12 protein-coding genes are annotated in these 14,220 nt (G+C 59.2%); 6 read left to right on the forward strand and 6 right to left on the reverse strand.

The genetic code is table 11. From position 1 onward, the window contains the following. Positions 1 to 105: 105 nt before the first annotated feature. Positions 106 to 1,437, forward strand: coding sequence for a protein kinase domain-containing protein (locus tag HDF14_RS10930; RefSeq protein ID WP_183976383.1), 1,332 nt, complete (start codon positions 106 to 108; stop codon positions 1,435 to 1,437). 24 nt (positions 1,438 to 1,461) lie between these two features. Here the strand turns inward: HDF14_RS10930 and HDF14_RS10935 are convergent, their stop codons facing one another. Continuing rightward, entirely contained in the window at positions 1,462 to 2,220 is a 759-nt protein-coding gene (locus HDF14_RS10935) for a DUF4239 domain-containing protein (RefSeq protein ID WP_183976385.1), read from the reverse strand. A 162-nt stretch (positions 2,221 to 2,382) separates the two neighbouring features. Between HDF14_RS10935 and HDF14_RS10940 the strand changes: the two genes are divergently transcribed. Beyond that, on the forward strand, positions 2,383 to 3,276 hold the full coding sequence (locus tag HDF14_RS10940; RefSeq protein WP_221304631.1) for an SDR family oxidoreductase: 894 nt from the start codon (positions 2,383 to 2,385) through the stop codon (positions 3,274 to 3,276). A gap of 69 nt (positions 3,277 to 3,345) precedes the next feature. Here HDF14_RS10940 and HDF14_RS10945 read toward each other — a convergent pair whose 3' ends face one another. Together HDF14_RS10945 and HDF14_RS10950 are read right to left on the reverse strand one after the other, a co-directional pair. Further along, entirely contained in the window at positions 3,346 to 5,271 is a 1,926-nt protein-coding gene (locus tag HDF14_RS10945; protein WP_183976389.1) for a M61 family metallopeptidase, read from the reverse strand. 115 nt (positions 5,272 to 5,386) lie between these two features. Further along, positions 5,387 to 5,953 carry a glutathione peroxidase gene (locus tag HDF14_RS10950; RefSeq protein ID WP_183976391.1) on the reverse strand — a complete coding sequence of 189 codons (567 nt, stop codon included), beginning with the start codon at positions 5,951 to 5,953 and terminating at the stop codon, positions 5,387 to 5,389. Between the two features lie 150 nt (positions 5,954 to 6,103). Here HDF14_RS10950 and HDF14_RS10955 point away from each other — a divergent pair, with 150 nt between their 5' ends. Next, positions 6,104 to 7,987, forward strand: a complete 1,884-nt coding sequence (locus HDF14_RS10955) for an APC family permease (protein WP_183976393.1) — start codon at positions 6,104 to 6,106, stop codon at positions 7,985 to 7,987. A 207-nt stretch (positions 7,988 to 8,194) separates the two neighbouring features. Here the strand turns inward: HDF14_RS10955 and HDF14_RS10960 are convergent, their stop codons facing one another. Together HDF14_RS10960 and HDF14_RS10965 are read right to left on the reverse strand one after the other, a co-directional pair. Then, positions 8,195 to 9,478: a cysteine desulfurase family protein gene (locus tag HDF14_RS10960; RefSeq protein WP_183976396.1), complete on the reverse strand. Its 1,284-nt coding sequence runs from the start codon at positions 9,476 to 9,478 to the stop codon at positions 8,195 to 8,197. Positions 9,479 to 9,580: 102 nt separating this feature from the next. Beyond that, positions 9,581 to 10,027, reverse strand: coding sequence for a MarR family winged helix-turn-helix transcriptional regulator (locus HDF14_RS10965; protein ID WP_183976398.1), 447 nt, complete (start codon positions 10,025 to 10,027; stop codon positions 9,581 to 9,583). Between the two features lie 64 nt (positions 10,028 to 10,091). Here HDF14_RS10965 and HDF14_RS10970 point away from each other — a divergent pair, with 64 nt between their 5' ends. Next, complete coding sequence (locus HDF14_RS10970; RefSeq protein ID WP_183976400.1) at positions 10,092 to 10,823, forward strand: SDR family oxidoreductase; 732 nt, start codon at positions 10,092 to 10,094, stop codon at positions 10,821 to 10,823. A gap of 48 nt (positions 10,824 to 10,871) precedes the next feature. Beyond that, the gene (locus HDF14_RS10975) at positions 10,872 to 11,414 is read left to right on the forward strand and encodes a DinB family protein (protein ID WP_183976402.1); all 543 of its coding nucleotides are present in this window, start codon (positions 10,872 to 10,874) and stop codon (positions 11,412 to 11,414) included. A gap of 16 nt (positions 11,415 to 11,430) precedes the next feature. Here HDF14_RS10975 and HDF14_RS10980 read toward each other — a convergent pair whose 3' ends face one another. Then, positions 11,431 to 13,422: a PP2C family protein-serine/threonine phosphatase gene (locus HDF14_RS10980; protein ID WP_183976404.1), complete on the reverse strand. Its 1,992-nt coding sequence runs from the start codon at positions 13,420 to 13,422 to the stop codon at positions 11,431 to 11,433. Between the two features lie 202 nt (positions 13,423 to 13,624). Between HDF14_RS10980 and HDF14_RS10985 the strand changes: the two genes are divergently transcribed. Then, positions 13,625 to 14,209, forward strand: a complete 585-nt coding sequence (locus HDF14_RS10985; RefSeq protein ID WP_260698177.1) for a DinB family protein — start codon at positions 13,625 to 13,627, stop codon at positions 14,207 to 14,209. Positions 14,210 to 14,220 lie beyond the last annotated feature (11 nt).

Raw genomic sequence — 14,220 nt, forward strand, 5'->3', positions numbered from 1 at the left:
GTGCGAGGAGTCTGGCTACTTGCGACTTGCTTTTTCGACCTTTCTTGTACCCCTCGCCCTTTTGCGGCCTTCTCCTTGAATAAATTCCTAGGATGGTAGAACAGCATGGAACTCTGGACAGAATATGAAGGAAGAACGATTGATGGAGCATTCCCTCTTACGAAGCTGATACGGCCTGAGGGCAGGAGCGCCTTCTTTTCGACGTCGGATGGTGTGGGTGGACAGACGGTCATACGGCTGATCGAATCGCACTTTGATGATGAAGAGATCCTGGTGCGGTGGCGCGGGATTCAGGTGCTGAATCATCCGAACCTGGTGAAGCTGATTCAGTTTGGCCGGGTGACGCTGGACGAGACGTCGCTGGTTTATGCAGTGATGGAGCCGGTGGACGCCAACATGGGCGAGATTGTGGCGGAGCGGCGGTTGACGACGCAGGAGACTACACAGATTGGGACGAGTTTGTTGACGGCGCTTGAGGCGCTGCACTCGAATGGGTTTGTGCATGAACATATTGAGCCGGCGAATGTGCTTGCTGTCGGTGAATCGATCAAGCTGCGCAGCGACTGCATCCGGGAGACTCCCGAGGGGCAGGAGGGTCGCGATCTGAAGAGCCGGGACGTGCGCGATTATTCGGTGGTTTTGCTGCAGGCTTTGACGCAGAGCAAGACGCTTGAAGAGGCGAAGCGGTATATGCCGCTGGCGGCGCCGTTCGACGAGATCGTCCCCAAGGGAATGAGTGGAGAGTGGGGGTTGGAACAGATTCATACGGCGTTACGGCCGGATACGGTGCAGGTAGGGGCTCGTCCGGTGGCAAAGAATCCAGTGGTAACGAAAGAGACCGGTGCAGGGATAGTGGCGCAGACCGTAGTGGAGGAGCTTCCGTCTTACCCGACGGAACGTGTTCGGGTTCCTGTGGAGGAGGAGCCGCGCGGGATCGAAGGACGGCGGCTGGCGATCGGTGTTGGGGCGATACTGCTGCTGGCGGTGGTTGCGCTCTTTGTGCATGGTCGTGCGAAGTCCGGTGCGGTGCAGGCGAATGCTGTTGTGCCTGCAGTTGCGACGGAGGGGAGTGAGGCGGTGCCCGCTCCGGCGCTGGAGACGCCGGTGGCTGAGCCTGGCTCAGTGGCTACTGCTCCTGCTGTGGCGAAGCCGGAGGCTTCTGTGCCTGCGGTGCGGACGGCGGCGACGAATAGTGCTGGGCAGTGGCGGGTGGTGGCGTTTACGTATAACCGGGAGGCGCAGGCTAAGGAGAAGGCTGCGAGCGTTGCGTCGAAGCATCCGGATCTGCGGCCGGAGGTGTTCACGCCCAACGGACGTGCTCCCTATCTGGTGACTGTCGGGGGCACGATGAACCGCGATGACGCGTTTGCGCTGCTGAAGAAGGGGCATGCGGAGGGGCTGCCACGCGACAGCTATGCGCAGAACTATCGTCGATAGACGCGGGTTCGTGGCGTCTGATCGCTAGTCACTCATGTTTTGCTGGGCGCGTTGGAAGGCGAAGTCGCTGACGTGGACCCAGCCACGGAAGGGCAGGTTGACGTCGGCGATCGCGAGCAGGACGAGCGTGATGAGCATGGTGAAACAGAAGACCTGCACCGCGTGGAGGGTTCGGTTAGCGGCGCCGAAGAGGGAGGCCGAGAGGATGGTGACGAGTCCTCCGACGAGGAGAACGGCCCAGAAGATGGTGGGGAGCCGGTAGACGCTTTGTTGGAGGCGGGTGCGGCGGTGCTCGGTGAGGGCGCTTAGCTCGGTGATTGCGTGGTCCTCGGCAAGGAGTTCTGAAGGGGACGCGGCTTTGACGGACATGAGAGTCTTCCACATGTCGCGGTTGAGGAGATGACTTTCTTCGGGGAGCTGACTGCCGTGCATCTCGGGCCAGTCATGGTTGATGACTGTGTCGGCGTAGGCGCGGGCCTGCTGCTCGAGCAGGATCCGCTGCGGAGTCGGGAGGCCCTCTGCGAGACGATAGACGTTGCGCAGCGAGTTGGCTTCGAGGTCGGCGTTCAGGTTTGCTTCGCCGAAGTTGGTCCATACGGTGTATAGCATGAAGCCGAGAATGACGGCATAGGTGGTCCCGAGGATGCCGAGCTGCCAGCCGATGAGGTCGTTATGTATGGTGCGGCTTTCGCGTGGCCAGTATCGGTTAAGCAGCGCCAGGAAGAGCATGGAGCAGATCATTGTGACGACGAGGATCACTATGTTTTGCGTGAGAGTCAGCATGTAAGGATTGAGCGTCTCCGAGTGGGATGGTCTTCACGAGCTTATCGAAGTTTGAGGGGGTTCGGACGCATTTTTTGGAGTTGACGATGTGGAGTCGCGCATGTTCGCCAGATTGCATCCAACCGAAGATTGGAGTTCAGGAGAAGGAGTTTGGTGAATTCGATGAGCGATCTTTATAAGCTGCAGGATCCGACGAAGCAGTATCCACGGCCGAAGTTCAAGAAGCAGACGCAAGCAGTTCCGGGGCTTGATAAGAAGATGACGCCCAAGGCCGATCATGGGGAGACGAGCTATCGCGGAAGCGGACGGTTACCGAATCGGAAGGCCCTTGTGACGGGCGGGGATTCGGGAATTGGCCGTGCGGCGGCGATTGCGTTTGCGAGGGAGGGTGCGGACGTTGCGATCAACTATCTGCCCAGCGAGGAGGCGGATGCGCGCGAGGTGATCGCGTTGATCGAGGCTGAAGGAAGGAAGGCATTTGCGCTGCCAGGCGATCTGAAAGATGAGAAGTTCTGCGTGAAGCTGGTGAAGGAGGCGCACAAAAAGCTGGGTGGGCTGGACATTCTGGCTTGTGTGGCGGGTAGGCAGCATGCGGTGGATAAGATCGCGGACATGACGACGAAGATGTTTGAAGAGACGTATCGGGTGAATGTGTTCGCTCTGTTTTGGATGTGCAAGGCGGCGTTGCCGTTGATGCCGGCCGGCGGGTCGATTATCACGACGGCCTCGATTCAGGCGACGCATCCTAGTCCGAGCCTGCTGGATTACGCTCCTACGAAGGCTGCGATTCTTGCATTCACCAGAGCATTGGCGCGGCAGGTGGCGGAGGATGGGATTCGCGTAAATTGTGTGGCTCCGGGGCCGGTGTGGACGCCGTTGCAGACCAGCGGAGGACAGCCGGGAAAGAAGATTCCGGATTTTGGTTCTGAGACGCCGATGAAGCGGCCGGGGCAGCCGGTGGAGATGTCACCGTTATATGTGCTGCTAGCTTCGCAGGAGTCGAGCTATGTGACGGGCGAGGTGTATGGAGCTACGGGTGGGTTGGAGGTTTCGTAGCTCTCTTGGCATATTGCAGCAAAAAGCGCCGCTCGTTGAGCGGCGCTTTTTCGTTGAGTTGATGATTTGTTAGTTCAAGTCGTTCTCTTTTTTCTCGGCTGGAATGGGTTCGGATTTGGCGAGGGGTTTCGTGATGTCGTCGAGGTAGGCGGGGGTGCCGTCTACGCGGACGAGGGTGGGGTAGCGTTCGCCGTCGTGATAGTCGATGTCGGCGGTGGTGACGAAGGCGTCGCTTTGCAGGATGAAGTGGATGGGCTCAGAGGTTCCCTTTGCCTGTTTGATTGCGGTCTTGAGCGCGTCACCGGAGAAGACGTTGCCGTTGACGGCGATGATCTTCTGGCCGGGGAAGAATTTGGCCTTGTCGGCGGGACCGTTCCAGCGAACGTCGGCAATGGCGCCGTCGCTGCTGACGCGGAAGCCCAGGGAGTACCAGACATTGACGGCGCTGCCGCGACGGCTGCCAGATTCGGCCATGGTGTGCTCGGACTTCGAGGGCTTGTCGGTGTAGACGAGCTTGTAGCCGCCGCGTTCGATGCCGGTGAGGTCGGCGTGTGGATTGAGGTTATCGATGCGCTCGTGGACGAAGGTGGCCCAGTCGTACGGCATGACCTGGTTGAGATCGGCGACTAACTCGTCACGGTTGTAAGTGACGATGAGGGGGCCGGTGTTGCCACCTTTGCCGAGGAAGATGTGAAGGAAGTCGGTGAGGGACTTCTTGTTGTCGGTCTTCTGGCGGATGAGGGTGTCGGCGTCGAGCCAGAAGAGCTCGCCTTCCTGGTAGTAGTCCTGGCCGCGCTTCCAGTTGGCCCAAGCCGGGTTGCCGCCGCGGAGGATGCTGGCAGCGATGGCGGTGTCTTCGGTGCTACGCCACTCGCGACCGGGCTTGTAATCGAGGCTGGCGGCGGAGAGCGCGAGAATTTCGCGGTACTGCTCCTGCGATTTGAGGCCGGAGCGGGCGGCGAGGACGTTGCCGAGGTATTGGGTCATGCCTTCGTAGACCCAGAGGAGCGAGCCTTGCTGCATCTTCTCGAAGTCGTCCTGGTAGAGGTTGAAGGGGCGACGGTATTTGCCGTTCCAGGAGTGAGTGAACTCGTGGGAGAGGAGGTCGGATTCGGCGAGTTGATGCATTGGGTCAGAGAAGCCTTTTTCGCCGACGCCGTTGTCGGAGGACTGGCCGTGTTCGAGGCCTTCGCCACCGGCTACGTCGGAGAGGGTGAGAAGGAAGTGGTAGACGTTGTAGTGGCGGGAGTCGTAGGCGGCTCCGGTCTCGCGGACCAGGTTGTTGAGTTCGGCGAGGAGGGCGGGTCGGAGTTTGGAGTCGTTGGGCGAGTCGGAGACTACGTCGATGTAGTGCTTTGGCGTGACCTCGGGAGCGAGGGCGAACTCATGGAAGTACTGGCCGGTGATGACGGGAGAGTCTTCGAGCTGCTCGACGGTGGTGGGGGCGTAGTGGGTGAGGCCGCCTTTGGGGTTTTGTGGATCGTAGCCGTCGGTGGGGGTGAGGGCGGTGCCGATGCCCCAGCCAGTGGGGACTTTTACGGAGGGCTGGATGGCGATTTCTTTGACGGGAGTCTTCGCGGGGTAGAGGAGGAGTTTTTCCCATTCGAGGACGGCGAGCTTGTCGCTGACGCGGGCGGTGACGATGCAATCGAGACGAGCGTGGAGCGTGGTGACGCCTGCAGGGACGGTTACGTGAAATTCGTAGAGGTCTTCATCGTCGCGGCGCCAGGGGAGGACTTTGCCGTTGGCGGTGAAGACGACGCCGGTGATGTCGTCGACGGGACCGGTGGGGCGGTGGTTACCGGGGATCCACTTGGGAGTAGTGAGAGAGACGGGGCCGGGTTGGACGGGGATATCGATCTCGGCGTGATAGAGCTTGCGGGGGGCTTCGGAGAGATCGGCGGTGATCTGGATGGGGGTCTGCTGGGCGTGGAGCAGGCCAGGAGTTCCGAGGGCGAGAAGAGCTAGAGGCAGGACGGTGATGCGGCTGATCATGAGTGGGGGCTTTTCCTCTCGAAGCGAAGGAGATTTTAGATATTAGTTAGATACGGGTAGGAGGAAGGAAAGGACGCAGGCTGTTTCTGGGTCAGGATGCATCCTCGTTCCGGGATTAGGAGTTGAGGGCGGATTCGATCGCGGCTACGACGGCGGGGTCATCGGGAAGGACTTCGGGGGAGAAGCGAACTGCGACTCTGCCGTTGCGGTCGATGAGGAACTTTTCGAAGTTCCAGAGGACGCCGGGTTCGGGGTTGGTGGTGGTGCCGTGCTGCTGGAGGAAGCCGTTGAGGTTTTCACGGAAGGCTTCGCGACCAGGGCTGGTGGCCTTGGGTTCGGCGGCGATGAGGGACTGGTAGAGGGGGTGGGTGTCGGGGCCGGTGACCGTGATCTTGGAGAACATGGGGAAATCGACGCCGAAGGTAGAGCGGCAGAAAGTCTGGATGTCCTCGTTGGAGCCGGGTTCCTGGGCGCCGAAGTCGTTGGCAGGGAAGCCGCAGACGACGAAGCCGGAGTCTTTGAAGCGGGCGTAGATCTTTTCTAGGGCGTCGTATTGAGGGGTGAGACCGCACTTAGAGGCGACGTTGACGATGAGGAGGACTTTTCCACGATAGTCGGCGAGCGAGGTGCCTTCGCCGGTGATTTTGTGGACGGGGATGTCGTAGAGAGCAGCGGTGGACATGGATTCTCCTGAAACTGTATTGAGTCGATTATAGGTGTGGCTGGGATTCCCGGAATGGCTAGTGGGGCCGATATCGTGTGAGGGTCTTTACGTCTTCTTTATGACTTTTTCGGGGGATTGGGTTGACGGAGGCGGTAGGATCTAAATCGTATGTCACTTACAGATTCGATTATTGGCAGACCTCTCGCTACGAGTGAGGAGAGGGCGGAGCACATTGGTGTAGCTGCGGGAATTCCTATCTTCGGCCTGGATGGGCTGACGAGCGCGGCGTATGGGCCTGAGGCGGCGATGACGCTGCTTATTCCGTTGGGGATCGGCGGTGTGGAGTATGGGTGGCGGATTATCGGGGCGATCCTGATTCTGCTGGCGATTGTGTACTTTAGTTATCGGCAGACGATTGCGGCGTATCCGGGTGGTGGTGGGAGCTACACGGTCGCTTCGGAGAACCTGGGGGAGAAGCCCGGGCTGCTGGCGGCTGCGGCGTTGATGATCGACTACATTTTGACGGCGGCGGTAGGGATCTCGGCGGGCGTTACTGCGCTGACGTCGTCGGTGCAGGGTACGCGATTCGCGGGGCTGCAGAGCCATACGCTGCTGATTTGTCTCATCATCCTTGTAATTCTCGCGTTGGTAAATATGCGAGGCGTTAAGGACACAGGAACGGCATTTATGCTGCCTACGTTTCTTTTCGTCAGTACTCTGCTTGCGTTGATCGTGGTTGGGATGTGGAAGACGATTCACGCGGGCGGCCATCCGATGCCGATGGCTCCGATTCCTGCTGCTCTGCCGGCCAGCGTTGGGACGCTGGGAATGTGGATGCTGTTGAAGGCGTTTGCAAGCGGATGCGCGGCGATGACCGGGGTGGAGGCGGTGTCGAACGGCGTGATGGCATTTGGCGAGCCGAGAGTGCAGCGGGCGCAGCGGACGCTGACGGTGATCATTGGGATATTGATGGTTCTGTTATTCGGGATTGCTTATCTAGCGAAGACCTATCGGGTGATGCCGATGGATCCGGATGCAGCGCATTTTCAAAGTTTGTTGAGTTTGCTGGTGACTGCGGTTTTCGGGCGCGGGTGGTTTTATTTTCTGACGATGGGCAGCGTGTTGGTGGCTCTGGCGTTGAGCGCGAACACGGCGTTTGCGGACTTTCCACGGTTGACACGCGCGATTGCGCTGCATGACTATCTGCCGCATGTGTTTATTCTGCGTGGGCGGCGGCTTCTGTACTCGCATGGGATCTACGCGCTGACGGGATTTACTGCGTTAATCCTGATTTTGTTTGGGGGCGTGACCGACCGCTTGATTCCGCTGTATGCGATTGGAGCGTTTCTTGCTTTTACGCTCTCGCAGGCTGGAATGGTGGTGCATTGGAAGAAGGGCGAGGCTCACCCGGGCCGCGGCTGGCATATGTTTGTGAACGGCATCGGTGCCGTGGCGACGGGGATCACTACGCTCGTTGTGCTGGTTGCAAAGTTCCGCGCTGGCGCGTGGGTGACGGCGCTGCTGGTGCCAGTGTTGATCGGGATCATGTGGGTGGTGAAGCGGCATTACGCGCGGGTGAAGCGCGAGATGGCGGATCTGGCGCCGTTGAACCTGGTGAATCTGCAGGAGCCGCTTGTAGTGATTCCGATGGCTCGGTGGGACCGGATCACGGAGAAGGCGATGCGATTTGGGCTGCTGCTTTCAAAGGAGATCAAGGTGGTGCATATTCACTCCGATGATGAGGAGTGCAGCCTGGAGGATATCTGGGAAGAGCTTGTGATGACGCCGATCAAGAGGGAGGGGCTGCAGGAGCCGCAGTTGGTGACGATTCCTTCAAACTATCGATTCATCATTAGTCCGCTGATGGACTACATCTTGAAGCTCGAGGAGGAAAATCCCGGGCGCAAGGTGGCGGTGCTGCTGCCGGAGCTGGTGGTGCGGCATTGGTGGGAGAACGCGCTGCATAATCAGCGGGTGCAGTTGCTGAAGTTGCTGCTGCTGGTGAGGGGGAATCAGCGAATTGTGGTGGTTAATATTCCCTGGTACCTGTGAGAATGGCTGAGGCCCGTTTTTGCTGGGGGGGGTTGAGAAAAACGGCTGTTTTGGTGTGGTGTTTTGATGGTGAATTTGCGGTGAGATGCGTGGTGGAACGAGGTGTTTCGCCGCGTGTTTTTCGGCGATGAAAAATGCGCCAAGTTTTGGGATTTATTTTTTTGACAGTGCAAAGCTGCCTCTTGCGAGGCGGCTTGCTTTGGTGGGTTAGGCGGGGATCAGGGTGGGCTTGTTCCAGGTGGGGCTCAGGTCGCGGAGGCGGGCTATGGCTGCGGGGATGAGGGCGAGGGCTTCGTCAATCTCTTCGGTGGTGGTGAGGCGGGAGAGAGAGAAGCGGATGCTGGCGCGGGCACGGGCGGCAGAGAGGCCCATCGCTGTGAGGACGTGGGAGGGTTCGGTGGCGCCGGACTGGCAGGCGGAACCTCCGCTGACCGAGAGGCCTTTGAGGTCTAGGGCGATGACGAGGGCTTCGGCTTCGACGTGGTCGAAGTAGAGGCTGGAGGTGTTGGAGACGCGAGGGGCGCCTTCGCCGTTGACACCGCACTCTTCTACCTGAGAGAGGATGCCTTGCTCGAGGCGGTCGCGGAGGGCGGCGATGTGGGTGGGGCTGTCGGCGGAGATGAGATGGGCGGGAGCGGTCGGGCGTTCGCCCGATGCCCACATCTCAGAATCGAGATATGGGGCACCGGGATCTTCGGGAGGCGTTTGCGTAAGCCAGGCCTGGGCTAGTTCTGCGGCTTTGCCGAGACCGACTATGCCGGGTACATTTTCGGTTCCGGCGCGGCGCTGGCGTTCGTGGCTGCCGCCGTGGAGCATGGGGGCGAGGCGGACGTTGCGGCGGACAAAGAGGGCGCCGATGCCCTTGGGGGCGTAAATCTTGTGGCCGGAGAGGGTGAGGAGGTCGACGTCCTTGAGTGGGCCCTTGGGGCTTAGGTCGAGCGGGAGCCGGCCCACGACCTGGACGGCATCGGTGTGGAAGAGAGCGCCAGAGGCGTGGGCGATGGCGGCCAGCGCGGCGATGGGCTGGATGACGCCGGTTTCGTTGTTGGCGAACATGACGCTGACGAGCTTTGTCTCGGGGCGGATGGCGGCCAGCAGAGCGGTGGGCTCGATGACACCTTGGGGGGTGCTGGGCAGAATGGTTACTTCTATCTTCTTTTTGGCTAGGGCCGCGGCGGCACGGAGGATCGCGTCGTGCTCGATGCTTGTGGTGATGAAGTGAGCGGGTGAGGCGGCGTGCTCCAGTGTGCCGAAGAGGGCGAGGTTGTCGCTCTCGGTGCCGCCGGAGGTGAAGACGACCTCGGAGGTGCGGCAGTGTAGGAGGCGGGCGATCTGATCGCGGGCGTGGTCGACGGCGGCGCGAGCGAACTGGCCTTGTTGATGGATGGAGCTGGCGTTGCCGTAGTGCTCGAGGAAGAAGGGACGCATGGTCTCAAAGACCTCGGGAAGAAGAGGCGTTGTGGCGTTGGCGTCCATGTAGATTCGGCGCATGGATCTATTTTACTGCGCGGAGGAGTTGTTCAGGATGACCAAGGTCGATTCGGTGATTCCGATGCGCTCTGCTGGTGCGGGAGGGATTTAACGTGATGTGTGCTATTCGTCTTCGTCCTCGCCGAGGATATTGCTGACGCGGACTATTGCGTCGATCTGCTCTGAGGTGAGTCGGGAGAGAAGATTTCGCCGGACCGATTCGGCGTGGATTGGACGGGCGTCGTCGAGCTTCTGCTGGCCGAGTCTGGTGAGCACGACGAGAACGGTGTTGTTGCCGGTGGAGCGGCGCTCGATGAGTTTTCTTGCCTTCATTCGCGTGAGTTGATGAGAGAGACGGCTTTTGTCCCAACCCATCATGTTGGCTAAGACTTGTTGGCGCATCTCTCCTTTTCCGATGGCGGCGAGACGGGAGAGGACACCGAATTCGGACCCTGAGAGACCGGTTGCGTCCGAGATGTCGCGGCCGACACGGGTAAGTACATCTTCGCCCATCAGTTTGAAGGCATGCCAGACACGGAGTTCTCGAGGGGATAGGAGTTTGTCGGACATTGGTGGGGAAAGGTTATCAGGATGTTGGTTGACATGACAGCCTGGTGAATGTAATTTGGTTGACATGACAACCTTGGCGGATAAAAAGATCGCATTTGTGACAGGAGCAAACAAGGGAATTGGTAAGGCCATTGTGAAGGGCCTGGCACGGGATGGATATGTTGTTTATCTCGGTGCTCGTGGTGTCGAGCGCGGAAGAGCAGCGGCAGCGGAGCTGGCGGGAGATGGAACGGTGCGCTTTGTTCAGCTGGACGTTACCGATCCTGCTTCCGTTCTTGCTGCAAAAGAGACGATTGAAACGGAGGTTGGCCGCCTGGATGTGTTGGTGAACAATGCGGGAATCAGCTCAGCGCCGGGATCGAGATTTCGCAGTCCGATTGAGGAGAGCGCCGATAATCTTCGGGGTGTGTATGAGACGAATGTCTTTGCCGTGGTGACGGTGACGAATGTGTTTATTCCTTTACTTCTGCGATCGAACGCGGGCCGTATTGTGAATGTAACGAGTAAGCGTGGATCGATTGGAGAAGATGGCGCGTGGGTGGGTCGGCCAAATATGACTTACTCCACTTCGAAGACGGCGTTGAATGCAATTACGGTGCATTACGCTCGAAGCCTGGCGGAGACTCCGATTAAGGTGAATGGAGCGGCGCCTGGGCATGTTGCAACGGACTTCAATGGATTTCGCGGGACGCGCACGCCGGAGCAAGGTGCTTTAGTGGCGATTCGGTTGGCACAGCTGGAGAGTGATGGGCCTACGGGTTTGGTGTTTGAAGACGATGTGCAACTGGCCTGGTGAGATCATCGGTCTTGCTTGAGCCAGACTCGTTGGGTTGTAATAACTGTTATGGAAGAACGCGAGCGGCAGGTTGTGATGGAGGAGTTGGCTTCGAGTGAAGTGAGGCTGTTGGAGTTGGTTGGTGGATTGACGGACGCGCAGTGGAGTTTTCGCGAGGCACCGGAGCGATGGTCGATTGCAGATAACATCGAGCACTTGATTGTGTTTGAAGGATTCATCCGGTCCGCGATTGCGAAGACTCTGGAGGGGACGGCCGAGCCTGAGAAGAAGGCGGAGGTTGGTGCGAAGGAGCCGTTCGTTCTTGGGATCGCGAATGGCCGGAGTAGCAAGTTGATTGCTCGGGAGGTCGTTCGTCCGACGGGGAGATGGCCGAACCGGAATGAGTTAGTTTCTGAGTTACAAAAGACCAGGGCGGTTACAGTTGCGTTTGTTGCGCAGACCGATGCGAAACTGCGCGATCACTTTTTTCCTCATATTTCGTTAGGGGATCTGGACTGCTATCAGTGGCTGATGGTGTTGGGACAACACAGCACTCGGCATACGTTTCAGATTGAGGAGATCAAGGCTGACCCGGCGTTTCCTGCTTCGTAGATTCTGCTTGGGATGATTACAGGCGGGCGATGGTGAGTACCGTGATGTCGTCGTCCTGGCCGAAGGATTGGGCGGCGTTGGCGATGGATTGAGCTGACTGAGTTGAGATGGCGGTTGTGCGGTCGAAGCCGAAGAGCTCGCCGGAGTTGCTGCGGGCTTCGACGACGCCGTCGGTGACGAGTGTGAGTTGAGTGTTGGGTGCGAGATGGCCGGTGGATTCGACATAGGGGACGGCGTCTGCGAGTCCGAGGGGAAGGCCGTTTTCGGTGATGAACTCGGAGCCGTTGAGGTAGGGGGAGATGTGCCCGGCGTTGGAGACAGTCAGGCTGCCATCGGGTGTCAGCAGGATTGCGCAACAGGTGACGAAGCCGCTGATCTGGCCATGGAGGACGCGGTTGAGGTAGGACAGAATATTGGCGGGAGAACGCATAGGCGGCTGTTGAGAGCGGCAGCCGCGCAGGGCACCCACGATGGTGCTGACGGTCATTGCTGCGCGCAGACCTTTTCCGCTGACGTCTCCGATGATGACCAATAGAGAGCCATCGTCTGATGGATGCACCTGGAAGAAGTCTCCGCCGACCTCGCTGGCGGGAATGTAGACGCTTTGGAGAGAGTAGCCGGGTATGGGTGGCGGAGATTTGGGGACGAGTAGCGATTGCACGCTGCGGGCGGCGGCGAACTCGGTGGAGAAGCGCTCTTCTTCACGGCGGGCAAGTGAGAATCGTTGGACGAGAAAGATAAGGAGTGCGAGTACGAAGATGTAGCGGAGTACATCCACAAGAACGAGTGGGTACGGCCGCTGCAGGATCGGGCCGATGAGCTTGTCTGAGAGAGAGGAATTGCCGCTGACTTGATACCAGATGTAGGCAAGGTTTGCTGCGACGGCATAGCCATAAAGGAGCGCGGATGGAGCCAGGAGCAGACGTGCTGAGGTATTGCCTCGCAGGGTGTGAAGGGAGAGCTGGATGATGATCCACAGGTAGGCAGGCAGAAGACAGACGAGCTGAAGGCTGTAGGAGACGCCGATGGAGGTGGCTTGCAGGTAATAGAGGACGAGGGAGAGGGGGCTGATGGTTGCGACGTAGCAGACGATTCGCCACGAGGGAGAGCCACGCAGCTCAAGCAGAATGGAGAAGAAGGTTACGGCGGCGATGGCTCCGATTGCGACTGCGATCTCGTCGAGAGCGCGGTAGATGAGAAATCGCATGGAGTCGTAGCCGTAGATGTTTAGCGCGGCATCGGCCGCTGCGACGAGGAGCACGACTGCGAACCAGAGATATTCGCGGTCTTTCCTGCGGAAGAGGAAGAGCGCCAAGGTGGTGAGGCCGACGAGAAAGGCGAGGAGACAATAGGAATAGACGTTGGCAAAGATGAATCCGCGCCGCGCAAGGAGAAGCTGCAGGCGTTGGGTGAGGAGCGCAGTATTTCCGGCTGCTGCTCCTGGGGAGAGGGTGCCTGCGCCACCCCAGCTGACGATGGGGCGATACTCCCAGACGCGAATTGCAATGTGGATAGAGGTTGGGTTGGTGTCTGCGCCGGGAGGAAGGGGAAGTGGAAAGATATGCGGGTCGACGGCGAAGACGGGGGCGAGGGTACGCGAGGTGGACCCTTTGCTGCCGATGAGTCTGCCGTCGGCGAAGACCTGATAGCCCGAGTAGATACGTGAGAGCAGAAGACCTTGGAGGCCAGGGCGGGGCGGGAGACGGAGGGTGAAGCGGTACCAGCCGTATTCGGTGTAGTTGGGGAAGCCCTGGCTGGTCCAGGAGCGATCTGCATGCACGAGGGGCCACGCGGAGTCGTCGAAGGAGGGGCTAGCCCATTGGGCGTCGTCGCCGGGGTGAAAACGCCAGAGGATATCGATTGAAGTGATCGGGTTGCGATCTTTATCAAGATCGAAGGTAGAGGGCGTGGCTTGCGCGGTTGCGTGGGTTGCGATGAGCGAGAGGAGAACGGCGAGGGGAATGGTCAGGCAGTGGGCCCTGAGGCGTGAGCCCGTCCAATTGAGCATGCGAGTGTCATCTCCGACCTGCATTTTGCTTTAGGGCCTGGGATTGCTTCAGGAAATAATACGTGAACCGGGCATTTCCCATGTGCGCGCTGGTTGTTTCTACTGCGGTCGGATGGGTGCGACATTCGGGATCGGCGAACCTGATAGGCTTATCGCGGTCCGTGGCTTCGGTCGCGACATAGCTAAAACTAATTGGAGAACGATGATGATGAAGAGGATGGTTGTGGCGTTAGCGCTGGCTTGTTGTTGCGCGACAGGGATGCAGGCGCAGGATGCGAAGGGGCCGAAAATCGCTCCTGGGACGATGATTGCACCGTCGAAGAGCTTCGATGGGATCCTGAGTGATTTTGAGGGCGAAATGGTGCCGCTGGCCGAGGCGATGCCGGCTGAGAAGTATGACTTTGCACCGACCGCTGCGATCTTTGTTCCGGGGCAGGGAAGTGAATATGCGACTGTGAGCACGTTTCGCAAGATGGTGCTGCATATTGCATCAGCGAATTACTTCTATGGCAGCAAGGTGGGTGGGACTAAGCCGGATGTGGATGTGAAGGCGCTGGCGAATATCAAGGACAAGGACGCGGCGGTTGCGGCGCTGAAAGCTTCCTTCGTGTTTGCGCATAAGGCGTTTGCGATGCTGACTCCGCAGAACGCGTTTGAGAGTGTGGATGGGACGAGTACGCGGGCGAGCATGGCGGGCGGATTGGTGGCGCACGCATCGGACCACTATGGACAGCTGGTGGAGTATCTGCGGATGAATGGAATTGTGCCGCCTGCCAGCAGGAAGTAGGTTTCTTGGAC

Source organism: Tunturiibacter gelidiferens (assembly GCF_014201335.1).
Taxonomy (GTDB): Bacteria; Acidobacteriota; Terriglobia; order Terriglobales; family Acidobacteriaceae; genus Edaphobacter; species Edaphobacter lichenicola_E.